Source organism: Picosynechococcus sp. NKBG15041c, from assembly GCF_055380235.1.
In genome coordinates this window covers 1,418,538-1,442,645 of the sequence record NZ_AP040363.1, presented here as the reverse complement: position 1 = coordinate 1,442,645, position 24,108 = coordinate 1,418,538, and the positions used below count along the sequence as shown (strand labels likewise).

The 24,108-nt window shown below is 50.0% G+C and carries 22 protein-coding genes; 9 read left to right on the top strand and 13 right to left on the bottom strand.

The window, feature by feature from the left end; translation table 11 throughout:
- The first annotated feature begins 18 nt into the window (after positions 1–18).
- On the top strand, positions 19–504 hold the full coding sequence (apcD, locus tag ACZ45B_RS07005; RefSeq protein WP_024545597.1) for an allophycocyanin subunit alpha-B: 486 nt from the start codon (positions 19–21) through the stop codon (positions 502–504).
- Positions 505–731: 227 nt separating this feature from the next.
- Positions 732–1,295 carry a hypothetical protein gene (locus ACZ45B_RS07000; protein ID WP_464674836.1) on the top strand — a complete coding sequence of 188 codons (564 nt, stop codon included), beginning with the start codon at positions 732–734 and terminating at the stop codon, positions 1,293–1,295.
- Between the two features lie 42 nt (positions 1,296–1,337).
- On the opposite strand, the gene ACZ45B_RS06995 is transcribed toward ACZ45B_RS07000, so the two are convergent.
- The 3 genes from ACZ45B_RS06995 to ACZ45B_RS06985 form a co-directional block, all read right to left on the bottom strand.
- Positions 1,338–1,898 (bottom strand): hypothetical protein, encoded by a 561-nt coding sequence (locus ACZ45B_RS06995; RefSeq protein ID WP_024545598.1) that lies wholly within the window; start codon positions 1,896–1,898, stop codon positions 1,338–1,340.
- Between the two features lie 110 nt (positions 1,899–2,008).
- On the bottom strand, positions 2,009–2,836 hold the full coding sequence (locus ACZ45B_RS06990) for an SWIM zinc finger family protein (RefSeq protein ID WP_024545599.1): 828 nt from the start codon (positions 2,834–2,836) through the stop codon (positions 2,009–2,011).
- 41 nt (positions 2,837–2,877) lie between these two features.
- Entirely contained in the window at positions 2,878–3,672 is a 795-nt protein-coding gene (locus tag ACZ45B_RS06985) for a M15 family metallopeptidase (protein WP_024545600.1), read from the bottom strand.
- Positions 3,673–3,807: 135 nt separating this feature from the next.
- Between ACZ45B_RS06985 and ACZ45B_RS06980 the strand changes: the two genes are divergently transcribed.
- On the top strand, positions 3,808–4,746 hold the full coding sequence (locus ACZ45B_RS06980) for an AEC family transporter (protein ID WP_024545601.1): 939 nt from the start codon (positions 3,808–3,810) through the stop codon (positions 4,744–4,746).
- On the opposite strand, the gene aroC is transcribed toward ACZ45B_RS06980, so the two are convergent.
- On the bottom strand, positions 4,743–5,837 hold the full coding sequence (aroC, locus tag ACZ45B_RS06975) for a chorismate synthase (protein ID WP_024545602.1): 1,095 nt from the start codon (positions 5,835–5,837) through the stop codon (positions 4,743–4,745). The genes ACZ45B_RS06980 and aroC overlap by 4 nt on opposite strands.
- A 219-nt stretch (positions 5,838–6,056) precedes the next feature.
- On the opposite strand from aroC, the gene ACZ45B_RS06970 reads away from it, so the two are divergent.
- Positions 6,057–7,085 carry an ABC transporter permease gene (locus tag ACZ45B_RS06970; protein ID WP_024545603.1) on the top strand — a complete coding sequence of 343 codons (1,029 nt, stop codon included), beginning with the start codon at positions 6,057–6,059 and terminating at the stop codon, positions 7,083–7,085.
- Here the strand turns inward: ACZ45B_RS06970 and ACZ45B_RS06965 are convergent.
- Complete coding sequence (locus ACZ45B_RS06965) at positions 7,082–7,945, bottom strand: energy-coupling factor transporter transmembrane component T family protein (RefSeq protein ID WP_024545604.1); 864 nt, start codon at positions 7,943–7,945, stop codon at positions 7,082–7,084. The two genes, ACZ45B_RS06970 and ACZ45B_RS06965, sit on opposite strands and share 4 nt — an antisense overlap.
- A 131-nt stretch (positions 7,946–8,076) precedes the next feature.
- Here ACZ45B_RS06965 and ACZ45B_RS06960 point away from each other — a divergent pair, with 131 nt between their 5' ends.
- Positions 8,077–8,928 (top strand): universal stress protein, encoded by an 852-nt coding sequence (locus tag ACZ45B_RS06960; protein ID WP_024545605.1) that lies wholly within the window; start codon positions 8,077–8,079, stop codon positions 8,926–8,928.
- A gap of 130 nt (positions 8,929–9,058) precedes the next feature.
- Here the strand turns inward: ACZ45B_RS06960 and psbM are convergent, their stop codons facing one another.
- On the bottom strand, positions 9,059–9,163 hold the full coding sequence (gene psbM, locus ACZ45B_RS06955; protein ID WP_012307751.1) for a photosystem II reaction center protein PsbM: 105 nt from the start codon (positions 9,161–9,163) through the stop codon (positions 9,059–9,061).
- A 126-nt stretch (positions 9,164–9,289) separates the two neighbouring features.
- Complete coding sequence (locus ACZ45B_RS06950) at positions 9,290–9,586, bottom strand: 2Fe-2S iron-sulfur cluster-binding protein (protein ID WP_024545606.1); 297 nt, start codon at positions 9,584–9,586, stop codon at positions 9,290–9,292.
- 173 nt (positions 9,587–9,759) lie between these two features.
- Between ACZ45B_RS06950 and ACZ45B_RS06945 the strand changes: the two genes are divergently transcribed.
- Positions 9,760–11,730 carry an NAD(P)/FAD-dependent oxidoreductase gene (locus tag ACZ45B_RS06945; protein WP_024545607.1) on the top strand — a complete coding sequence of 657 codons (1,971 nt, stop codon included), beginning with the start codon at positions 9,760–9,762 and terminating at the stop codon, positions 11,728–11,730.
- A 124-nt stretch (positions 11,731–11,854) separates the two neighbouring features.
- Positions 11,855–14,527: a trans-splicing intein-formed DNA polymerase III subunit alpha N-terminal partner DnaE-N gene (locus tag ACZ45B_RS06940; protein ID WP_024545608.1), complete on the top strand. Its 2,673-nt coding sequence runs from the start codon at positions 11,855–11,857 to the stop codon at positions 14,525–14,527.
- An 18-nt stretch (positions 14,528–14,545) separates the two neighbouring features.
- Here the strand turns inward: ACZ45B_RS06940 and ACZ45B_RS06935 are convergent, their stop codons facing one another.
- The 3 genes from ACZ45B_RS06935 to ACZ45B_RS06925 are packed head-to-tail and all read right to left on the bottom strand — an operon-like array spanning position 14,546 to position 16,240.
- On the bottom strand, positions 14,546–15,034 hold the full coding sequence (locus ACZ45B_RS06935; RefSeq protein WP_024545609.1) for a DUF4112 domain-containing protein: 489 nt from the start codon (positions 15,032–15,034) through the stop codon (positions 14,546–14,548).
- Complete coding sequence (locus ACZ45B_RS06930) at positions 15,024–15,569, bottom strand: pyroglutamyl-peptidase I family protein (protein ID WP_024545610.1); 546 nt, start codon at positions 15,567–15,569, stop codon at positions 15,024–15,026. Before ACZ45B_RS06930 ends, ACZ45B_RS06935 begins: the two co-directional genes overlap by 11 nt.
- Positions 15,569–16,240, bottom strand: coding sequence for a HEAT repeat domain-containing protein (locus ACZ45B_RS06925; protein WP_024545611.1), 672 nt, complete (start codon positions 16,238–16,240; stop codon positions 15,569–15,571). The genes ACZ45B_RS06930 and ACZ45B_RS06925 overlap by 1 nt, the downstream gene beginning before the upstream one ends.
- A 56-nt stretch (positions 16,241–16,296) precedes the next feature.
- On the opposite strand from ACZ45B_RS06925, the gene ACZ45B_RS06920 reads away from it, so the two are divergent.
- Complete coding sequence (locus tag ACZ45B_RS06920; protein WP_024545612.1) at positions 16,297–16,893, top strand: esterase/lipase family protein; 597 nt, start codon at positions 16,297–16,299, stop codon at positions 16,891–16,893.
- A gap of 174 nt (positions 16,894–17,067) precedes the next feature.
- Here the strand turns inward: ACZ45B_RS06920 and ACZ45B_RS06915 are convergent, their stop codons facing one another.
- The 3 genes from ACZ45B_RS06915 to nifJ form a co-directional block, all read right to left on the bottom strand.
- The gene (locus tag ACZ45B_RS06915) at positions 17,068–17,364 is read right to left on the bottom strand and encodes a hypothetical protein (protein ID WP_024545613.1); all 297 of its coding nucleotides are present in this window, start codon (positions 17,362–17,364) and stop codon (positions 17,068–17,070) included.
- A gap of 270 nt (positions 17,365–17,634) precedes the next feature.
- On the bottom strand, positions 17,635–18,651 hold the full coding sequence (locus ACZ45B_RS06910; protein WP_024545614.1) for a dihydroorotate dehydrogenase-like protein: 1,017 nt from the start codon (positions 18,649–18,651) through the stop codon (positions 17,635–17,637).
- 83 nt (positions 18,652–18,734) lie between these two features.
- Entirely contained in the window at positions 18,735–22,301 is a 3,567-nt protein-coding gene (nifJ, locus tag ACZ45B_RS06905; protein WP_024545615.1) for a pyruvate:ferredoxin (flavodoxin) oxidoreductase, read from the bottom strand.
- A 512-nt stretch (positions 22,302–22,813) separates the two neighbouring features.
- On the opposite strand from nifJ, the gene ACZ45B_RS06900 reads away from it, so the two are divergent.
- Positions 22,814–24,106: a glycosyltransferase family protein gene (locus ACZ45B_RS06900; RefSeq protein WP_024545616.1), complete on the top strand. Its 1,293-nt coding sequence runs from the start codon at positions 22,814–22,816 to the stop codon at positions 24,104–24,106.
- Positions 24,107–24,108: the final 2 nt, after the last annotated feature.

Below are 24,108 nucleotides of genomic sequence, written 5' to 3'. Positions count from 1 at the left end.
TATTAAAACAGCAATAATATGAGCGTCGTTAGTCAAGTTATCCTGAGAGCCGATGACGAACTCCGCTATCCCAGCAGCGGTGAACTCTCGGGGATCGCCAACTTTTTAGCCACTGGAGCAGTGCGGATTCGCGTAGCCGAAACCCTTGCCGACAATGAAAAGAAGATCGTCGATCAAGCCCAAAAACAGCTGTTTAGTATTCACCCTGAATACCGGACAGCCGGTGGCAATGCAGCCACCACCAAGCAATATAACCAATGCCTGCGGGACTACGGTTGGTATCTCCGTTTGGTGACCTACGGTATCCTCGCCGGAGACAAAGATCCGATTGAACGGATCGGTCTAATCGGTGTTAAAGAAATGTACAACGCCCTTGGTGTACCGGTACCAGGGATGATTGACGCTATCCGCTGCCTGAAAGATGCCGCCTTGGGTGTGCTTGATGCAGAAGAAGCAAGTATCGCTGCACCTTATTTTGATTTTATTACCCAGTCAATGGCCTAGGTACCCTGGGTCTTTTTGGGTTTAATTATTTTGTCTGAGGTCAGGGTGGTTTGTATGGACGCCCTGATTTTTTGTTGTTTTTCTATGGATATCAAGTAACGCCTAGGGTGAGGGATTCACTCTCCTCTACCTTCTCGAAACAAGGGAACCTGACAGCAGCTCTCCCAAGGGAGAATAGTTGTTGGGTATCCTAAGAAGTAGCATGTATTCAAAAATCAGTTAAGTAGATGGCCGCTTCCAAAACTCAAAATCAGGGCTTGCCCTGGCTCTCTTTGGGGCTTTTTTGCCTGGCCTATGGGGTGTTTGGTTGGCTTGTCGGCAGTATGGTACCGACATGGGAAAGCTGGATTCTCGATCATCGTGCGTTCTTTTTTTGGCCGATTAATCCGGCGATCGCCTCTGGGATGGCCTGGGGCTTAGGTGGCCTTGCGGTGTTGCTACTCATGCTGATTTTGGTGGCCCCTCTGCATTTAATGCACTTATTGTTTGGTAGTTGGTTGCGATCGGATGCGAATGCTTTTGTTTCGGTGTTGACTTGGGCTTTTGTAGCGGTTTTATTGATCTCTTGGCTAGAAGAATTTATTCGTTTTTTTGTTTTATTGTCGGCGGGAATGCTTTGTCACCTTGATTTACAACTCCGGGGGGCAAGGCTTTGGCAAGTATTTATAATCCTCACTGGTCTAGGTCTCGGGAGCTTTGCGGTAGGGGGCTATTGTTTTCTACATTGGCCTGGGGCGATCGCCTTGTGGGAGTCACCATTTTTCACAAGGCTTAATGCCCTCTGGAGTTAGATTTTTGCCGAACAACCAGAGAGCCATTGAAACAAATAGAGATTAAGCCTGGGCCAAAATGGGCGGCACACAAATTTTGCCGCTGGGGGTGGCCAGATTCAGGGTAGGCGCTCCGGCACGACAGCGGATGTCAGCGGCAAGGATCGGCGGCTCAAAGGTGACTGTAACTGTGACAGCAGGTGTGGCAGTGATTCCCTGGGCCAAGATCGGGGGTACGCAAGCTTGTCCACTGGGGTTACTTAACGTGAGAGTCGGGCGATCGCCACATTTGATCTCTGCTGCAAGGATCGGTGGTTCCATGGTATCCGGTAAGGTAACAGCAACCGGAATAGCAGGGGCAGAAAGCTCTTGGGGAGCCGGTTCAGGGCTAACTAGTTTTGCTTCAAGACTCGTGATTTTTCCTTGGTAATCTTTTTCGAGTTGGGCGATCGCCTCCCGCAGCCGTTGCTCATGCTGGGTTTCGCTATTTTGGAGATCGCGTCGCAGTTGACTCAATTCTGTTTCTAATGTGCTGAGGCGATTAAGGTCGTCTTTTTTCGCTAAATAAAAGCCGCCGGCACCGACAGCACAACCAATCACAAAAGAGATAATAGTAGGGACCATAATTGCAGTATCCTCCGCGCAAAATTGCTAAAAAGCAGATCCATTGTGGCTTGTTTTGCATCCATCTGGGGAGTCGTTTTTAGATTTCTGGGAAAATTCTTCAGACCTTACTAGGTGCCATTTAGCCCCTGGAGCGCCTGCATCAAACCTTGCTGACTGGCGTTGCCATAGACATAGTTCAGGTAATTTTGGAACACTTGGGCATCTTCGGGATTTAAGGCGATCGCCCCCAATAAATCTAGACTGGTTTTTCCGTCAGTTGGTGGCGTCAATACGACCAAATCAGGATCCAAGGGCTGATCGTAATGCCAGAATTGCTCGAGATCAATGGTTTTTTTTGAGCTTGTGGGCGCCTCAGGACCTGTTGATAGATCCACATTGGGGCGAGTAGCGGTTTCTGCATCGCAATGCTGGCGGCGGTAGTCTTGGAGTGCTTCTAGGATTTGGGTTTTCGTGCGGCCCCGCAATTGAAAAATCACAAAGGGATCTTCATTGAAGCGATCGCCCAGTTGATAGTAAACCGCGCCGATATGTTTACAGGGATTGGCCTTATCCGGACAGGTGCAGTGGGAGTGAATATCTGTCAGAGTAAAAGGAAAGAGATTCAGGCCATTTTCAGTAAAGACCTGTTCAATGGCCGCTGGCATTTCTCCCGCCAAGAGTTGTGCCGAAAAGATCGCCTTCTGAGCCAAGCTTTCCACCACATAGCCCCAGGCTTCATCACTAAAGGGCTCCAGGTTTAAAGACACCCGGTAAGGCTCTGGCTCTGTCCCCTGCACAAGGGCGATCGCCTGGGCTTCAATAAAATCAATTTGCAAAACATGGCCTGCTTTTGCATAATTCCTGGCCCGTTCTAGACGTTTTTTAAAACGGTAAGAATCCAGGAGCTCTAACCACCGTTGTACCCACCAGCGCTGTTGATCTATTGTGTCAAGCATTGTTCCTTACCTACTCTCCCCGGTTCCGCAAAAACAAGAAATTATTGATTAAAGTTGCGCGCACGATAGAACGTTTCGAGGCTATCTTGATCGCCGACAAACCGCCAATGCCAAGGTTCATAGGCGATACCCTGGAGATTATTGCGCGGAAAAGAAAGCTCAAAGCTGTAGCGGGCTGCATTGGCCTGGAGCCACTGGAACGCAGCTGTATCCTCAAAATTTTCCTGTAGATGCGTGTCGGGCGCATTGCCATCCCCAATATCGATCGCATAGCCTGTGTGATGTTCGCTGTAGTTGGGGGGGGCACTCACCTCGGCCCTCTGGCTAGTATCCTGGGCTCGTTGCTCTTTCACATCAAAAAATAAATGCCGCTGTTCCTCGATGCTACGGAAGGCGGAAATCAAAACCAAGTTAATACCAGCGGAGCTGGCATCGGCCTGCATCTGCAAGAATTTCTCGGCGGCGGCGGGCCGTAACTGAAAGCGACCATCGGCACTGACCGGCACTAGATCACTGGGAGCTGCTTCAGGGTAGAGAAAATGGCCTAAAATTTGCGCTTCGGGGGCAGCACCATTACCAGTGGTCTCAGGGGGAGAAATGGCCTCTCGGGCCGTTGGTTCCGGGGCAGCGGTAAACATTTGACGGGTGGCGATCGCCCCAAGGCCCAGAATCACAAATGCAACCAGTCCGAACAAAAATGCCCCCAAACGGAATAGGAGTCGCTTGGTTGTTGGTTTGATTTTCGGCTTTTTACTGAAGTCTGGATGTTCATCCCGTAGCACCTCGGGAATGTCCATTTCGTCCAAGACGGAAAGGTCGTTAAGTTCTTCGGACACGCTCAATTCCTACCGCTGTACTCCCTAGATATTTCGTGGTTCTATCTTAAGTTGCTTTCCTGAGAATAGGAAAGTTATCCAGCAAAATCATGGTTTGATGTTAGCTTCAGGCAAGAATATACAGCGAAAAAAGCGATGGCGGAATTGCTACTGCAATTGGCACTAATCTATGGCAAATTGGGCCTGGGCATCGGGGGCGGTTGGCTCCTGGGAAAATATTTTCCTCCTCGCCTGGGGGAAAGTTTGGGGAAAGGATTATTTTGGTTTGGGATTCCCCTGAGTGTGTTTGGTTTCGTGCGTCAGGTGGATTTGACAGGCGCTTTATGGCTAGCACCCGTTGTGGCTTGGCTGGCGATGGGGCTCTGTTTTGGGGCGGCTTGGCTCTGGTTGCGTTATCGGGCGAAAGGGTTGTCGCGTTCCTCCCAAGGGAGTTTTCTTTTGGTATCGAGCATCGGCAACACAGGTTATCTGGGCTATCCGATCAGTTTGGCGATCGCCGGACCAGAAACCTTTGCCTGGGCACTTTTTTATGATTTACTCGGCAGCTTGCTCTGGGGCTATGGCGTGGGGGTAATGGTGGCCACCTACTACGGTCAGGGGGAAAATAAAACCTGGCTGATGCGCCTGAAAAATATGGGCATCCAGGTGGGGATCAATCCCTCCCTCTGGAGTTTGGTGTTGGGATTACTGTGTAAGCCGCTGGTTTTCCCTGCGCCGCTGGAGTGGGGTTTAGAAATCGCCTCCTGGGCAGTGATCGGCTTGGCGATCGTCTTGATTGGAATGCGCCTAGGAGAACTAGAACCGGGCCACAAGTTCACCGCAGTGGGGGGTAGTCTGTTGATCAAAATGGCGATCGCCCCGCTCCTGTTTGGCTTAGTTTTGCCCTTTTTCAATCTGCCCAACGTGATTTGCCTGGTGCTGGTGCTGCAGATCGCGATGCCGCCGGCCTTTGCCACCTTGATCGTCAGCGAAACCTACGCCCTTGATCGCCAGTTAGCTGTCAGTTCCCTGGCCAGCGGCACCTTACTACTCCTGGGAACCCTGCCCATTTGGTTACTGTGGTTCCGGGTTTAGCCGAGAACTTTGCATTGGCCCTGATGGCGCAATAGGTGATCACAGAGGACAAGGGCGACCATTGCTTCCACCATCGGCACAGCCCGGGGCAGCACGCAGGGATCATGGCGGCCTTTGGCGGCGAGGGTCGTTTCTTCCCCGGAGCGGGTAGCGGTATGTTGTTCTTTGCCGATTGTGGCGGTGGGCTTAAAGGCGACCCGCAGGACAATATTTTCGCCGTTGGAGATGCCCCCCTGGATCCCGCCGGAACGGTTCGTTTTGGTGCGGATCTGGCCTTGGTCATCAATGGCAAATTCATCATTATGCTCTTGGCCGGTGAGGAGCGTCCCCGCAAAACCAGAGCCAATTTCAAAGCCTTTACTCGCTGGCAGGGACATGGCTCCTTTGGCGAGGTCAGCTTCGAGTTTGTCAAATACGGGCATGCCTAAGCCAACGGGTACATTGCGGGCCACACATTCAACGATCCCGCCGATGGAATCCTTTTGTTTACGAATCTCATCGATGAGCTCGATCATTTTTTCGGCAGCGGCAGCATCGGGACAGCGGACAATATTGCTCTCTACCTGGGCTAGGGTGACGGTATTGGGGTCAATGTCGGTGGCGGCACAGTCTTTGATTTGCTTGACGTAACCGATGATTTCTACCCCAGCCACCTGCTGGAGGATTTTTTTGGCGATCGCCCCGGCGGCGACCCGACCAATAGTTTCCCGAGCGGAGGAACGGCCTCCCCCCTCATAGTTGCGGATGCCGTATTTCGCATCATAGGTAAAATCTGCATGGGAAGGACGATATTTCTCCTTCATCTCGGAATAATCCTTGGAGCGCTGGTCTTGGTTGCGTACCAGGATCGAAATGGGCGTACCTGTGGTTTTGCCTTCGAAGACCCCGGACATAATTTCACAGCGATCGGCTTCATTGCGGGGGGTGGTGATCCGGCTTTGGCCAGGGCGACGGCGATCGAGCTCGGCTTGGATTTCCGCTTCAGAAATTTTGACGAGGGGCGGGCAACCATCGATCACCACACCAACGCCGCCCCCATGGGATTCACCATAGGTTGTAATCCGAAATAAATGTCCGAAGCTGTTGCCCATAGGTCTGGTTGAAAGAAGGATGAAGTAAAAATTTTTGAAACTGTATTGTATCTCAGTTCCCTAACTCCACCGCCTTTCCCCTAGGGATTATTACCAAGGCGATCGCTTCGATGTGATGACGCAGGGTTACCCGAGATTCGCGTTTTATACTGAGGCGATCGCACAGTTCTTTATAATTTTTCCAGTCCGTCGCAATTCCTTCTTTCCCCCAAATTATCCATGGCCTCCCGCAGTAAAGCTCTCCAGTACTATATTTTTGTGCGTTTGCTCCTGGCACCGCTGATGTTGTTGACTATTGTCACCGTGGTGTTTCTTCTGTTACGGGCCACCCCGGGGGATCCAGCCGATGCCATCCTGGGGAATCGTGCCCCCGAAGCGGCCAAGACAGCACTCCGAGAACAGTTGGGCTTGGATCTGCCCCTCTGGCTACAATATTTTCGCTATCTAGGGAATTTGCTGCAGTTTGATCTCGGTACCTCCCTCACCAGTCGTGGCTTGCCCGTGTGGGAAGTGATCCAACAGCATTTTCCGGCCACGGTGGAGCTGACCTTTTTTGGGATGTTGGTCGCGGTGGTTGTGGGGGCTGGGGTCGGTATGTTTGCGGCTTCTCGCCAGGGCACTTGGTGGGATGTGGGCGGCCGGCTGTTCGGGATTGTCACCTATGCCCTGCCGTTGTTCTGGATGGGAATGGTGGTCCAGCTCATTTTTGCAGTGCAGTTAGGTTGGTTTCCCCTAGGGACGCGCTTTCCGGTAGATGTGCCGCCGCCCCCAGCAATTTCTGGGCTCTACACCCTCGACAGTTTACTGACGGGGAATTTTTTGCAGCTTAGAGTGGCGTTGTATTACCTGGTGCTGCCCTGTACGACGTTAGGGGTTCTCTTGAGTGGTATTTTTGAGCGGATTGTCCGGGTCAACCTACGGCAGACTTTGCAGTCGGACTATGTGGAAGCAGCCAGAGCGAGGGGAATCCCTGAACGAAAAATTCTCTGGAACCACGCCCTGAAAAATGCGATGATCCCGGTGGTGACGGTTTTGGGACTCACCTTTGCGGCTTTATTGGGCGGTGCAGTATTGACAGAGGTGACTTTTTCTTGGCCCGGTCTGGGGAATCGCTTGTACGAGGCGATTTCCCTCCGCGATTACCCGACGGTGCAGGGGATTATGGTGTTTTTTGGGGCGATCGTGGTGGTGATGAGTTTGGTAATTGATATTATCAATGCCCTGATCGACCCCCGAATCCGCTATTAACCCCAGAGAAAACGGAGGGACCAGAAGGGAATGAGCAGGATGAGAATCAACCAATCCCAAGGATGAAAACGCAGTTGATGCCAACGGACCCGGTGGCGATTAGGGCTGGTGAACCCGCGAATATCCATGGCAGTGGCAATTTGTTCGGCCCGCATCAGGAGATTTTCCAGCAACTTTTCGGAGACCATCAGCCACAGTTGAGCGCTCTGTTTAAAGCCTAAGGTCTTCCAGGCGATCGCCCGGGTGCGTACAGAACGGGTGAGATTTTGAATTTCTTCCAGCACGAGGGGGATAAACCGGAGCGAGAGGGTCAGGGTGAGGAGAATTTCCGTGACAGGAATTCGCCAGCGCCGCAGGGGAGAAAAAATAAATTCCAAGCCCGTGGTAATTTCCTCTGCTGCCGTGGTGAGCAGGTAAAGATTGGTGCTGTAGAGGAGGGTAAAAATCTGGGTGCTGAGCTTAATTCCGAGGTCTAATTTGAGGCGGGTAATCGAAATGAAGCGAAACTGCCACACCACGTAGTTATAACTCTGGGGAATGTCGAGATCCTCCGCTGGGAGCCTTGGTTGGTGACTCAGTACCAGACCATCGGGGGCAATCAGGGTTACAACAAACAGCGCAAAACAAAACAATAACAACAGGCCCATCTGCTGTTTCCAGACTCGCAGCGGAATCAAGGCCGTCAGGGTAATGGCGATCAACAGTCCCACCAGGCCCACCCGCCAGAGGTTATTGGCCAGGATTGGCCCAAACAAAAACGTCATCAACCAAGCCAACTTTACCCGAGGATCTAGCCTGTGGAGCCAAGTTTGGGGCTGTTCGAGGTACAACCCAAGGGGCAGCGATCGCATTAAATCCATCGTGGTGAAAATTCCGTAAAAAAGCCACCCTCTATTATGTAATAAGCCTTAAAATTTCCCGCCCTCAGAAGGGAGTATGCTGGATTGTAGGGATCAACGCCCAGATAAAAACCCCCGTTAATAGTCGTCCCATGATTAGAAAAATTCTCTTTGCTGATTCTGGTACCGGGCAAGTCCAGGACATGTTGAAAAACTTGCTCAAGCTCCCTGCGTTCAAAGACACCAGTATTAATATTCTCCACGTTGTCAAAAAAGAATTAACCCCAGACTCCGAACAAGAAGGCTACGAGACTGGCGGTAAACTCCTCGCCCAGGCGCTCCAAGACCTGAAGCTCGACCCCGGCAATGTGAACACGATCCTGCGTCAAGGGGATCCTAAAGATGTCGTCTGCAAAGTGGCCGATGAAATCGATGCAGATTTAATTTTGATGGGTTCTCGCGGCCTCAAGCGCCTCCAGTCCATCCTCGGTAATTCCGTGAGCCAGTATGTCTTCCAGCTCACTAACCGCCCGATGCTCCTGGTCAAGGATGACATTTATGTGCGCACCGTTAAAAAAGTGATGGTGGCGATCGACAAGTCCGAAGCGGCGATGTACGGCCTCGATCTCGCCCTCCAGATGATGCGCGATTACAGCGGCTGCGAACTACTGCTACTGCGGGTAAACCCGGATCTCCCCGCCAACTTGTCTCTTTCCCAAGCAGAAATGGATGCGAACCCCGCCCTCGCTCCTGCTGTACAGCGGGCAAAACAAATGGGTATTCCCTTTAAAACTTTGGTTACAGGGGGACGCCCTGGGGCAACCATCTGTAGCGTCGCTGAGGAACAAAATGTCGATCTGCTGGTTTTAGGTTCCCCCGATCGCCGGCCCTCGATCGCCAAAAGTATGCCTGACCTCGACCGACTTCTCGGAACTTCCCTGTCTGACTATGTGCGGGTCAATGCCCCTTGTCCAGTTCTTCTGGCGCGGACTGAAAGCAACTAGGCTTTTGAGGCTCAAATTAGCGCCATTGCGTTGCATTGGAGCAGCATAGGGAGCAATAGCCATAAAAAAGGGGCGATCGCCAAGGATCAGACCCCTATTTTTTTATCGGATTTTCTTAAAAAAAAATGTTTTAGGAAGCCGTTTTGTTGGTCTGGATATAAAGAATCAACAAAAAAACGGTGGGAACGAGTACAAAAAGAATCGTTGCAATGAAACCGAGATCGTTAACTTGCATTAAATAATCGCCTCTTCACTGAGCTAGATCATAATGATATCAAGAATATCACCTCTGGCTCGTTTCCAGGGGCGATCGCCTTTTCTTCTGAATCCCAAACATATTTTTTTGTTCCAGAATTAGTCCCTAAGGCTTCGTTTTGACGACCACATCCCCATGGGCTAGGGTTTGACAAGCCAGGCGGTAACTGGGGGGCTTGCGCTTGAGACGACGCTCCTCAAAAGGCGTTTTTGGCGAAAGATTTTCCATGCCTTCGATAATCTCGACAATGCAAGTTCCGCATTGGCCAACACCACCGCAATTCATCAGCTTTCCGCCGAAAGTATACAGATCGACGCCGTTTTGCAGCGCTTTCTCCCGTAAATTGGCACCATCTGCCGCAATCACGTCCTTATTTGCCGGAACATAGGTGATATTCGCCATGAACCCTCCTGGTGTGGATTAACTACGGTTCTTATTTTAGCAAGATTAAGTTTTTATAAGAAATTTTACAAACTTTCTTGGATGGGCGCAGACTCGAGCGCTTTCCCCCAGGGCTAGCAAAGCAGCTATGATAGACCACCAGAGCGGCATACACCTCAAAGATGACAATTTCCATGGAAGAACTGCTTTATCTCGAAGTCCCCACTCCCGATACCGACAAGGTTTGCCATTGGCTCCAAACGGACTGGCAACCCGTCCGTGGACAAAAACACCCAACACCGACGGGGCTTCGGCTACAAGACAATAATGCCGAGCTTGCGATTTTTACATGGAACGTGCAGCGCACCACCTATCTTAAGGTATTCGCTTGGGACCGAGGTTTTTCGGGACAGCAGCGTCTTTGTCGCCAGCTTGAAACCGATATCCGCGCCGCCTTCCCCATCCGCTACCCAGCGCCCCCGGCGATCGCCCCAGGTCAGTCTATCTTTGAAGCCCTGGCCGCCGATTACCCAAAAACTGTTGAATATTTCCAGAAATTTCCCCAGGGAGAATTTGACTTGCAGCGGGCCTATTGGTGGGAAAAGCGCTGGCGGGAAACAGTGCAAAACCCCCAGGAACCCCAACAGGTTATTTTTGAAAAAAATCAGCCCCTCAATCCCAACCTTCCCCAATATGACCTGGTCTATGTCGGTGGGGCTTTGGGGGTCATCCACGGGGCAGTGATGGCCCGGCTGGGCTACAAAGTGCTGCTCATTGAGCGGCTCCCCTTTGGCCGGATGAACCGGGAGTGGAATATTTCCCGCAGTGAGCTCCAGAGTTTGATTGACCTAGGGCTATTTGATGCAGAGGAAATCGAAGCCCTCATTGGCCGGGAATACAAAGACGGTTTCAATAAGTTCTTCGATGGCAATAACCCCCCCCACCTCAAAGCGAATGTGCTTCACACGCCGACAGTTCTCAATATCGCCATTCTCTCCGATCTCTTGATTCAAAAATGTGGCGAAAAACTCTTGGCAGCGGGCGGTGAAATTTGGGATCAAACGGAATTTCTCCGGGCCGATATTGGTCGGGAGCGGGTGCAGCTGTCCACTAAAAAATTGACCACAGGGGAAGAAAAAGCCGTTCAAACGCGACTGATCATTGATGCCATGGGAACAGCTTCACCGATCGCCGCCCAGCTCAATAAGGGTCGCCCCTTTGATAGTGTCTGTCCAACAGTTGGGGCCGTCGTCAAAGGAATTGATGATCGGGTTTGGGATCCCACCTATGGCGATGTGCTTAATGCCCATGGGGATATTTCCCGGGGGCGGCAGTTGATTTGGGAGCTGTTCCCACTCGAGGGGGATGAGCGCACGATTTATCTATTCCATTACCACGAGGTGCACCCGGATAATCCCGGCTCTCTGTTAGAGATGTATGAGGACTTTTTCTCGATTTTGCCGGAGTATCGCCGCTGTGACATGGACGAGTTGACCTTTGTGAAGCCGACTTTCGGCTATATCCCGGGTTATTTCAATGTGGGAGCAGGCGATCGCCAAGTGGCCTTTGACCGCTTGTTGGCGATCGGTGATGCGGCTTCATTGCAATCGCCCCTGGTGTTTACGGGGTTTGGTTCCCTCGTGCGGAACCTAGGTCGTCTAACCCGGCTCCTGGATATTGCCCTCAAGAAAGATTTACTCAGTCAGCAAAATCTCAGTCAAATCCGCGCCTACCAGAGCAATATTGCTGTCACCTGGCTTTTTTCTAAGGGCATGATGGTGCCGACCCACACCTATTTGCCACCCCAGCGTATTAACGCCATGCTCAATACTTTTTTTGGGCTATTGGCAGATTCTCCCCCCGTGGTAGCCGAAACTTTCATTAAAGACCGCACCAACTGGCTGATGTTTAATAAACTGGCTCTCATTGCGGCCCAACAAAATCCAGCTCTGATTGTCTGGATTTGGCAGATGGCCGGGGCGAGAGATTTTATGCGTTGGGTAGGCGCTTATGTGGCCTTTAGCTTCGATGCGGTGTTGAGTTTGTTGTTGATGGGCTGGTTTCCCCAATGGCTCGAAAAATCAGAAACTTGGCTTGCCGAAAAATATCCTGCCCTGTGGCTTAGCCTACTCAGTCTGCAATATCGGCTTACCGTCGGTACATAGGTGCCATTACGATGCCTTGGCCGCTTTGATTATAGGCCCTTGCCACTGGCCAGAAGCTGGTGTTCGGGACCTTGGGGATGGCTTAGAATAGACTGGCTATCCCCATAACAGTGACCTTCAAACTATGTCCTTCGTCGGTTTACACATCCACAGTGATTACAGTTTGCTCGATGGGGCATCCCAGATTAAACCGTTGATCCAACGGGCAGAGGAACTGGAAATGCCGGCGATCGCCTTAACAGATCACGGGGTAATGTATGGGGCGATCGAGCTGTTAAAAACCTGCCGCAATAAGCGTATCAAACCGATCATCGGCAATGAAATGTACGTGATCAACGGTGACATTGAAGATAAAAGCAAGCGCCTGAAGAAATACCACCAAGTTGTTCTCGCGAAGAATACCCAAGGTTATAAAAATCTCGTTAAACTCACCACCATTTCCCACCTCAAAGGGTTCCAGGGCAAGGGAATTTTCGCCCGCCCCTGCATCAATAAAGAACTGATCGAGAAGCACCACGAAGGGCTGATCATGACCAGTGCCTGCCTTGGTGGTGAAGTGCCCCAATGCATCCTGAAAGGGGAATATAAACGGGCACGGGAAGTGGCGAAGTGGTACAAAGACCTCCTCGGCGACGATTATTACCTCGAAATCCAAGACCACGGCTCCCAGGAAGACCGCATCGTCAACACCGAGATCGTCAAAATTGCCCAGGAACTGGATATTAAAATTATCGCCACCAACGATTCCCACTTCATTTCCTGCTATGACGTGGAAGCCCACGATGCCCTGTTGTGTATCCAGACGGCTAAACTGATCACCGAAGATAAACGCCTCCGCTACAGCGGCACTGAATATCTCAAATCCGCCGATGAAATGCGCCGACTTTTCCAAGACCATCTGGATCCGGCCATTATCGACCAGGCGATCGCCAACACCCTCGAAGTCGCCGCAAAGGTCGAACCCTACAAAATCCTGGGGGAACCGCGCATTCCCGACTATCCCGTCCCCGAAGGCTACACCGCCGACAGTTATCTCATCGAAGTCACCTGGGGCGGCTTGCTCGATCGCCTCAAATGCAAAACCCGCGCCGAGGTCGATCCCACCTACAAAGAGCGCTTGGAATACGAGCTGCAAATGATGCAGCAGATGGGCTTTGCCACCTACTTCCTCGTGGTGTGGGACTACATTAAATATGCCCGGGACAATGACATTCCCGTGGGGCCGGGGCGCGGTTCGGCGGCGGGTTCTCTAGTGGCCTATGCCCTAGGGATTACCAATATTGATCCAATTCACCACAGCCTTTTATTTGAGCGCTTCCTTAACCCCGAACGGAAGTCCATGCCCGATGTGGATACAGATTTTTGCATCCAGCGGCGGGACGAAATGATCAAATACGTCACCGAAAAATATGGCGAAGACCGGGTGGCGCAAATTATCACCTTTAACCGGATGACCTCCAAAGCCGTGCTCAAAGATGTGGCCCGGGTGCTGGATATTCCCTACGGAGAAGCAGACCAAATGGCAAAAATGATCCCTGTGGCCCGGGGGAAACCCGCCAAACTCCAGGTGATGATCTCCGATGACACCCCAGAGCCTGAGTTTAAACGGCGCTACGAAACCGATCCCCAGGTGCGCCGCTGGGTGGATATGGCGATTCGCATCGAAGGCACCAACAAAACCTTTGGGGTCCATGCCGCTGGCGTGGTGATTTCTTCAACTCCTTTAGATGAGGCGGTTCCCCTCCAGCGCAATAACGAGGGAGCGGTGATCACCCAGTACTACATGGAAGATGTGGAGGCAATGGGGCTCTTGAAGATGGACTTTTTGGGCCTGAAAAATCTCACCACCATCAAAAAAACCGCTGATTTGGTGCGGGAATATCGCCAGGTGGATCTGGACTTGGATCAGCTCCCCTTGGACGAACGTAAAGCTCTGGAAATTATTGCGAAGGGCACGGCCAAAAAGCTACCGGAAGATATCCAGCACACCCACAAATTATTTGAAGATGGTCTGCTGGAGGGGATTTTCCAGTTGGAGTCGGACGGCATGAAAAAAATTGTCCAGGACCTCAAACCGTCGGGCATTGAAGATATTTCGTCGATCCTGGCGCTCTATCGACCGGGGCCACTCGATGCGGGGCTGATTCCGATTTTTATTGACCGGAAACATGGCCGCCAAAAAATTGAGTATCAGCACGAGATGCTCAAACCCATTTTGAATGAAACCTACGGGGTCTTGGTTTACCAGGAGCAAATTATGAAAATGGCCCAGGATTTGGCGGGCTATTCCCTCGGGGAAGCGGATCTGCTGCGGCGGGCCATGGGGAAAAAGAAAATCGATGAGATGAAAAAACACGAGGCCAAATTCGTTAAAGGAGCTGGGGAAAATGGTGTTTCGGAGGCGATCGCCCGGGATTTATTTGACCAGATGGTGAAGTTCGCCGAATACTGCCTCGCCGGGGATACCCCCGTGGTGACGGTGGAATATGGGGTGCTGCCGATTCGGACGATCGTTGACCAAGAGTTACTGTGCCATGTGTATAGCCTTGACCCCCAGGGCTTTATCTATGCGCAACCCGTGGAGCAGTGGCATCGGCGGGGCGATCGCCTGTTGTATGAATACGAACTGGAAACAGGGGCGGTGATTCGAGCGACTCCAGATCACAAATTCCTCACGGCCACGGGGGAAATGCTTCCCATTGATGAAATTTTCGTTCGCAACCTAGACCTTGCGGCCTGGCCTGTGCCAACAGCTCACTGGGGGTCTGGTTCTCAGGCAGTGGGTATCATTGCCTGAGTTTTGGGGCGGCTAAATCTATGGGGCGATCACCGCAAATATCGCCCGCAACAACCAAATCGCCAAAAAACTACTGAGCAACAAAATTAAGGCGATCGCCCCAAAAATTAAGACCAAAGGGAGCCAACTAATAGGGGCTTTTTCTCCAGGAGCAAGGTCACTGTACATTTCAGGTAAATCCTGTTCGAGCAGTTTGAGATTGGCTTCGTTCGCTTTCCAGGCCACATCAAAAATATCCCCCGCGAGGGGAACAGTACCCACCGCACTATCCACCAAGATATTTAAGGCCATTTTGACCAGGGTTTCTTGCTTTGCCCCCAATTTTGCTGATTCAAAGATCACATAACTGGCCAGGATCAGACCCACGTAATCGCCGATGCCTGGGATGAGACTAATGAGCGGATCAAAGCCAACTTTATATTTTGTCCCAGGGATCGCCACAGCACTATCGAGCCATTGACTTAGGGCGCGGAGCCGCTTTAATTTCTTAGCTGGGTCAGTGGTCATAACCTGATTTGTGCGACTCAATCTGCGTTAACCAACGGAGCATTGCGATCGTATCTTGCCAGATGAAAATTTCATTTTCTGGGGTGATGAGGGGCACATGCAAAAATAAACCAGCGGCCTGGGGTCGCCATGTTTTTAAGTATTGCAACACCCGAAAATATAAGCCTTCGCAGACAAATTTTCCGGCATCGTTACTCACCTCTGTAAACCGGAGGGATGCGGTTAACTTAGCTAGATCAAGGCTGGTTTGGTAGGATCGATTGTTGTCAAAAGCTTGGGATTCTACCGTCAGGCGATCGCGCGTTTCGGCCATGCCACAGCACACCACAAGGTCAGGCTGGTATTGGGCGATCGCCTGGATTGTTTTTTCACTGGCGATCGCCGTTTCCACAGGCAACTGACGGAGAAAAACAAAGTCCGCAAAATCTAAATTAGCTGCTTCTAGGCGGGCCAACAGGTCATCTGAAGCATTAGAAACATGGTGCACCAGCCACGGCCGAAAAGAAGTCAGTAGAACTGTTTTGTGGGGGACCACTAGGCTTCGACTTCGAGTTTTTGCAAACTAAATTGGGCCGCCTCTTGCACCTGGGGATGGTCATCTTTGGTCAGAAACTTCACTGCCGCCAAGCTTTTTTCACAGGGCAAGGCGCCAAGGGCTTCTGCTAACCGTTGCCGCACCAGCCAATTGTCAGAGGATACAAACTCAACTAGGCGATCGACTGTATCCACTGCACCAATTTCACCAAGGGCGGCGATCGCCGCCTGTTCTAAGATCGCCTCACCACTCCCTAAAGCTTGAACGAGGGCATCTTTTGCTTCCGGGCGCCCCAAATTCCCCAAAGACACCGCCGCACTAAAGCGCACCAGCCAAGATGTATCTTCATAAAAAGCCCGTAGCAGCGGTTTTAAGGCCCGCTCATCCTGGAGATAACCTAAAGCTCCCGCTGCATCGGCTCGAATCCCATAGTCACCGTCTGTTTCCAATAGCCGAATTAATAGGGGGTAAGATTCTTCTGTCTGTTTAATGCCCAGGGCAAAAACCGCCATCGAACGAATTTGTAGGACTTCGTCATCCAGCACTTTTTTGATCAATGGCATTGCTTCTAGGGGCGCCACATCCCGTAACTGAGCTAATGCCAACATGCGATCTTTGGAGTTTTCGCTTTCAAGTTTCTGGGAAAGTTCCGCCAAGCTAGGGTGAGCCATAACCAAATTTTGTAAAGGTTCTTAATAAAATTGTAAAAGATTCTCAGATTTTTTCAATGAACCCTGATTTTTTCCCTAATCCAGTGCTGCTGATCCACGGCTTTTTAGACCGACAACGGGTTTTTAATCCCCTGAGGCAATATTTAGAAAACCGGGGCCGCACAGTGCATGCGATCGACTTGAAACCGAATGATGGCCGACAACCGTTGCCCTACTTGGCCCAGCAGGTACAAGATTATGTTCATGACACCTTTGCACCGGAACAAAGATTAGATTTAGTCGGTTTTAGTATGGGGGGTATCGTCACCCGCTACTATCTGCAACGCCTAGGAGGCAATGTACGGGTAGAGCGTTATGTGAGTGTTTCAGCCCCTAATCAAGGAACGATTTCGGCCTACAGCCTCCCCCTACCAGGCATTCGTCAGATGCGCCCTAATAGCGAATTACTCCAGGATCTGAATCAGGATGTGGAGATCGCCTTAGGGCACATAAAAGTAACCTGTCTTTGGACGCCCTTTGACCTGATGATTCTCCCGGCAGACAGCACAAAGCTTCCCATCGGCGCAGAAATTCAGTTACCGATTCCCTTCCATCCTTGGATGTTGTCTGATAAACGCGCTCTCCGGGCGATCGCCCATGCTCTGAAAAAATAGGCAGATAGGTTCTTTTTCATAAAACAATGCGACAAAAAGAAAAATCCCCATCGCGATTAAAACCATGGGGAAAAATTTCCTTAAAGGAAAAGATTGTTCTGTTCAATAAACTAATAAATAGATAAATTCAGTAGAATTCGTTGCCCTATAAATTAGTCCATCAAGACATGAATATTATTCACTACATTCAGCAATATAGATGCTATCAAATTCATAAACAGCGACATCTAAAGCATCTACAAAAGCGTCACGATCCATCTCTTCCCAAGCATAGTCAAGGCTGAGAGCAGCATCATACAGAATTTCATTTTCTTCAGATTCTGCCACAGAATAAAGCGCGTCAACCACATCAGCTAAAGCAGAATCTAATTCATCTCCTTCTTCGATAGGAACTCCTTCTGCCATACCGTCGCTAATGTAGGCCAAGTCATCGGCAACAAATGCCAAATCATCACAGGATAAAAGATCCATTGATTCTACTGGAGCAGGAAAAGCTGATGAAGCTAGGCCCGCAAGGAGAAGCAAGCTAAGGATTTTTTTTCATGGGTTTAAAAAATTCAAACTTTTACGTCAGAATTATAAGACAATTGTCAGGCTTGAGATCAATCGTCACAAAAAAACCCTCCAAGACGTTTTGGATTGACAAAAATCCAAGAGTTGCTTTTTTTATTAAGACTTTTAAAAAAGAAGTTTTCTTGATTGCAAATGATAATTCTTTTAGGAGACTTTTACAAAATGTCCCTAAAGAATACTGGTATCTGGGTGATAGGATTGGATCGCACGCATGTATTGTGCCCGTTCGTACTCACTCTCATCGGGACAATTGATCTGACTCATGCTACCCCGTAGTTGTTCAAGGGAAAGATACTCATGCTCTTCCAACCACTGAATCATCTCCTGTTCTATCGTTGCAATGTGACCAATCCCATGGCGTAACAAAGTGGCAACTAGAGCTGTGACTGTTGCACCAGCCATTAACATTTTGATCGCATCGGTGCCTTTTTGGATCCCACTAGTGGCAGCAAAGTCTACATCAAGCCGTCCATAGAGAATTGCAATCCAGCGCATGGGCAAACGCATATCAAGGGAACTGCTGAGGATCAAATCAGGGGTGACTTTAAGATTTTCGATGTCGATATCTGGCTGATAGAAACGATTAAAAAACACCAAACCATCAGCACCATTTTCTACAAGGCGCTTGGCCATATTAGCCATATTGCTAAAAAATGGACTCAATTTTACTGCCACGGGAATATTCAGGTTTTCTTTGACGGTGCGCACAATCTTAATGTATTCATATTCCACCTCCGAGCCACCCTTATGTATATCCGTGGGAACGGTGTAAATATTTAATTCGATTGCATCGGCCCCGGCCTGTTCCATCAGTTGAGCGGTGTGTTCCCATTCCCCTTCATGGGAACCATTGAGGCTGGCAATAATCGGAGTTCTCACCATGGATTTGGCGGTCTGGATATGCTCTAAATAGGTTTCTACGCCCACATGGAAGACGTTAGAGGCATTTTCCGGAAAATAATCTAAGGCTTCTGCGAAGGCGTTAGTGCCGTAGGTAAAATGGTGATGTAGTTCGAGCTTTTCCTTACGGATTTGTTCTTCAAATAAGGAATGAAGAACGATCGCCCCGGCTCCAGCATCTTCCATTTTTTTGAGATTATCGAGTTCTTCAGTGAGGGGAGCAGCAGCACCAACAATCAAAGGCGATCGCAAGGTTAAACCCAGATAGTTTGTTGTCAAATCCATGATATTTCTCCAGTGATGTTAAAAGGTTTAGGAAGCCCCACCCCCCCCTAAATGAAGAGGGAGTTTCTGGGGACTAGGGGAATTTATTCTTCAGTACGTTTTGCCAAATATTCGTACATCTGCCAACGGGTATCGACATCTTCTTGGGCTTGTTTGAGTAGTGCCTTCGCCTCTTTAGGTTTCGTCATGGTTAACATCTTGAAGCGATTTTCTTTGTACATCGAGTTTTCAACGCTACCTTTTGGCGATCGGCTATCCAGTTGCAGGGGATTTTTACCCTCGGCTCTGAGGTCGGGATTGTACCGATAGAGCAACCAACGACCGCTTTCCACCAATTCTTTTTGGTGCGTCATGGCGGTGGTCATGTTAATGCCGTGGGCGATGCAGTGGCTGTAGGCGATGATCAAGGAAGGTCCATCGTAGGCTTCGGCTTCGAGGAAAGCGCGTAATGTATGTTCGTCTCTGGCTCCCATTGCCACGGATGCTACGTACACGTTGCCGTAGGTCATGGCGATTAAACCGAGATCTTTCTTCGAGGCGGGTTTGCCCCCTGCTGCGAATTTGGCGACGGCGGCGCGGGGTGTGGCTTTGGAGGATTGTCCGCCTGTGTTGGAATAGACTTCGGTGTCCATGACCAAGATATTGACGTTTTTGCCCCCTGCGATGACGTGATCCAAACCGCCGAACCCAATGTCATACGCCCAACCGTCTCCTCCGACGATCCAAACGGATTTTTTCACAAGATAATCGGCGAGGGTTTCTAACTGTTTTGCATCGGGAGAATGGAGATTTGCGAGTTTATTTTTCAGTTCCCGCACCCGTTGCCGTTGTTCCCAAATATCGGCTTCATTAGCTTGGCGAGCGTTAATAATTTCACCGACTAAATTATCACCAATCTCGCCGCTTAAACGTTGGAGTAATTCCGTCGCAAATTGGGCTTGTTTATCAATAGAAAGACGGAAGCCTAAACCAAATTCGGCATTATCTTCAAAGAGAGAATTCGACCATGCAATGCCTCTTCCTTCTGCATTAGTAGTGTAGGGCGTTGTGGGTAAATTGCCGCCATAAATAGAGGAACAACCCGTCGCATTGGCAATCACCGTGTGATCGCCAAATAATTGGGAGATCAGTTTGATGTAGGGCGTTTCCCCACACCCTGCACAGGCTCCAGAGAATTCAAAGAGCGGCTCTTGGAGTTGTTGCTCACGGATTTGATTGAGTTTCAATTCACGGCGTTCGGGCAAAGGCAAACTGAGGAAATAGTCCCAATTCGTTCTTTCCTGTTCCCGCAGCGGTAATTGCTCCGCCATATTAATTGCTTTGAGGGACGGTTGCGCCTTATTTTTTGCAGGGCAAACATCAACACAAATGCCACAGCCAGTACAGTCTTCTGGAGCCACTTGAATTGTGAATTTTTGACCCGCAAAACTCTTATCCTTCGCATCAATTGCTTTGAATGTTTCGGGCGCATTTCCTAACAGATTTGGCTCATAAACTTTGGCACGAATAGTCGCATGGGGACAAACCATGACGCATTTGCCACACTGGATACAAACATCGGGATCCCACACCGGAATCGACTCGGCAATGTTCCGTTTTTCCCATTTAGAAGTACCTGTCGGATAGGTTCCGTCACAGGGCAACACACTCACAGGTAGGCGATCGCCCTCTTTGATCAGCATCGGAATTTGCACATTTTTCATGAAATCCGGTGCATCGGGGGACACGGCGGGAGGCTTCCGAATGGAACTATTGACCTCTCCAATCTTGACTTCAAACAAGTTCGCAAGGGTATTATCCACCGCCTGCATATTCATGGTGACAATATCTGCCCCTTTCTTGCTGTAACTCTTCGTGATCGCTTCCTTAATTTTGGCGATCCACCATGTGGATCTCGCCTCTGGCGAGTGCGCCTCATCTTTAGGTAGCACCCCAGACAGCGCGAAGAAACAGGTTTGCATCACCGTATTAATGCGCCCCGCCATGCCACTTTCACGGGCAACTTTATTAGCATTAATTACATAGAGTTTAAGATTTTTCCGAACAATTTGATCTTGGACTTCAATGGGTAATTCATGCCACACTTGATCCGCTGCATAGGGACTATTTAAGAGGAACGTTGCCCCATTTTTTGCATCCTTGAGAACATCAAATTTTTCGAGGAAATTCCATTGATGACAACCGATAAAATTTGCTTGACTAATTAGATAGGTGGAGCGAATTAAATTCGGACCAAAACGTAGGTGAGAAACTGTCGCCGCCCCCGATTTTTTCGAGTCATAAACAAAATAACCTTGGGCATAATTATCCGTTTCTTCCCCAATAATTTTGATGGAATTTTTATTCGCGCCCACTGTGCCATCCGCACCCAAACCATAGAACATCGCTCGCACAACATTATCCGGTTCGGTAGAAAATTCAGGATCATAGGCAAGGGACATATGGGTGACATCATCGTCGATCCCAATGGTGAAATGATTCTTGGGTTTTTCTTGCTTTAATTCATCAAAAATCCCCTTCACCATCGCCGGATTAAACTCTTTAGACGACAAGCCATAGCGTCCCCCCACAACCTTTGGCATTGTGCCTTCCCAAGCTTCCATCAAGGCAGAAACGACATCTAAATACAGCGGTTCGCCCCCAGCCCCTGGTTCTTTGGTGCGATCTAAAACGGCAATTTTTTCAACGGTTTTAGGTAAAGCCGCCACTAAAGCAGAGACATCAAGGGGGCGATATAAACGAACTTTAACCACCCCAACTTTTTCCCCTTGGGCATTAAGATAATCCACCGTTTCATGGACTGTTTCACAACCGGAACCCATCAACATCAATACACGAGTTGCATCGGGTGCGCCGTGGTATTCAAAGAGTTGATAAGCCCGTCCTGTTAATGCCCCAAAGCGATCCATCATCTCCTGTACGATCGCCGGACATTTTTCATAGAATGGATTCACTGATTCCCGCGCTTGAAAATACACATCGGGGTTTTGAGCCGTACCCCGCATCACTGGGCGATCGGGGGTTAAGGCTCTGGCACGGTGGGCAAAAATCGCCTCATCATCGATTAATTCCCGTAAGACCCCATCGTCCAGTAATTCAATTTTTTGAATCTCGTGGGAGGTGCGGAACCCATCAAAAAAGTGAAGGAAAGGAATCCGACTTTTCAGGGTTGCGGCATGGGCAATTAACGCTAAATCCTGTGCCTCCTGTACCGAAGCGGAACAGAGGAGCGCAAATCCTGTGGAACGTGCCGCCATCACATCAGCATGATCCCCAAAAATCGATAATCCCTGCGCCGCCAGCGATCGCGCCGCCACATGGATTACCGCACAGGTTAATTCCCCCGCAATTTTGTAGAGGTTCGGGAGCATCAACATCAACCCTTGGGAAGCAGTAAAGGTCGTGGTGAGGGAACCCGTTTGCAATGCCCCATGGACAGCCCCCGCCGCACCGCCTTCGCTCTGCATTTCGATAATACTTGGCACAGTTCCCCAGAGATTTTTATACCCTTGGGCTGCCCATGCGTCCGCCCATTCGCCCATCGGTGAAGCGGGAGTAATGGGGTAGATGGCGATGACTTCATTGAGCTTGTAGGCGACTTTTGCCACAGCTTCGTTAGCATCTAGGGTCGCGATCGTGGTAATCATCATAGATATCCTACGGTGGAGGTCTAGGGTTTGTCGCTATTGATGGTTTTCGTTGAAGAGCGGTGCTCAAACAGGGTAAATATTAAGGATATTTTGAGGAGCATTTAACAATTTTTTCCTTGTTAAATAGTGGTGGTAATTTTTTAAAGCCAGCCTCTTAAAATCGACTGATTAGCACAGGTGTTGATACTTTTAATTTTAAAGAGATTTCGATTTTTCTTGATAGGAAATAACAAAAAGCAGTGAACCTTTAAGCTTTGTTGGAATTGGCATAAGATCTGAATAAGAAAAATTGTTTTTTGATTTTTTTTGTAACGAAGCATGGGTAACACCTCCAGGCTGCGGTGGATGAGATCCTCTACAATGGCGAATGAATCTTCACTTTTTTGATGAAGGCTTTCTCATACAATCCTCACCGGAGGCTTAGGGAAGCAGAGCATCCTAGGTTAGATAGCCTGATAAATGTTGTTTGATAACCGATCGCAGGCTAACCCCAAGCGAAGAGGTACGCGTCCATGCAATCAGCCCAGGAACAACGGAAGACTCAACGGCGATCGCCTAAAAAATCATCCATCAAAAGTCCACGAGCCTCTCGCCCTTCTCCCCAGGGGCAGAAATCTCGGTACCGGATCGCGCTCTATTCCCACGACACCATGGGCCTTGGTCATAAGCGACGAAATTTACTTATTGCCCAAACACTTCAAGATTCGGCCTTACCTGTCGAAATTCTAGTGATTACAGGAACGGGTCAAGGCAATGAAACCTTAGCCGCTGCCGGCATCGATTATCTCAATTTACCAGCTCTCAAAAAACAGGCAGATGGTTCCTACAAGTCACGCCATCTATATCTACCATTGGGCAAAATTATTGCTTGGCGATCGCAGTTGATTTTGACGGCGATCGAACAGTTTCAGCCCGATGTTTTTATTGTGGACAATGTGCCCCGGGGAGTAGAGCGGGAATTAGACCTCAGCTTGGCCTACATTCAAAAACATCCCCGGATACGCTGCGTGCTGGGTTTACGGGATGTGCTCGACCAACCGGAAGCCGTGCGGCGGGATTGGCAACGGGCGGACAATGAGACGGCCATTCGCCGTTATTATGATGCGGTCTGGATCTACGGAGATCCCCAGGTCTATGATCTGCGCCGAGAGTACCATTTTGCCCCAGATATCATCGCTAAAATGCAGCCCCTGGGCTATTTCGACCAACGCGATCGCCTACGCAAGAAGGCCCAGCCCTGGCGCAAAAATCTCCACCAGTTGGCCTTACCCGAGCGATTTGTATTAGGGGCCGTCGGCGGCGGTCAAGATGGCGCGGCCCTAGCGATCGCCTTCGCCCAAATGCCCTTTAGCGCTCAACTACCAGGGGTGCTGTTAACGGGGCCATTTATGCCGGCACCGGTTTGTAAGAAGCTCCAGGCGATCGCCCAACACAACCCCAATCTCATCATTTTGCCCTACCACCCAGAGCCAACGGTGCTAATGGCCGCCGCTGAACGGGTGATTACCATGGGGGGCTACAACACCACCTGCGAAATTCTGTCCTTCCGCAAACAAGCTCTCATTATTCCCCGCATTACCCCCCGTCAGGAACAATGGCTCCGGGCCAATCGCCTGAAGCAATTGGGACTTGTCGACGTGCTTCACCCGAACCAAGTCAATACTAAAAATTTAACCACTTGGCTCCAGGGTACTCCCTCAGTACCTCCCACGGATTTTACTCTCAATCTCCAGGCCACCCAACGGCTTCCCCTCGCCCTAAGTCATGTATTGGCGGCCCCCAGCTTTACTGCCCAAGCATCCTAGGG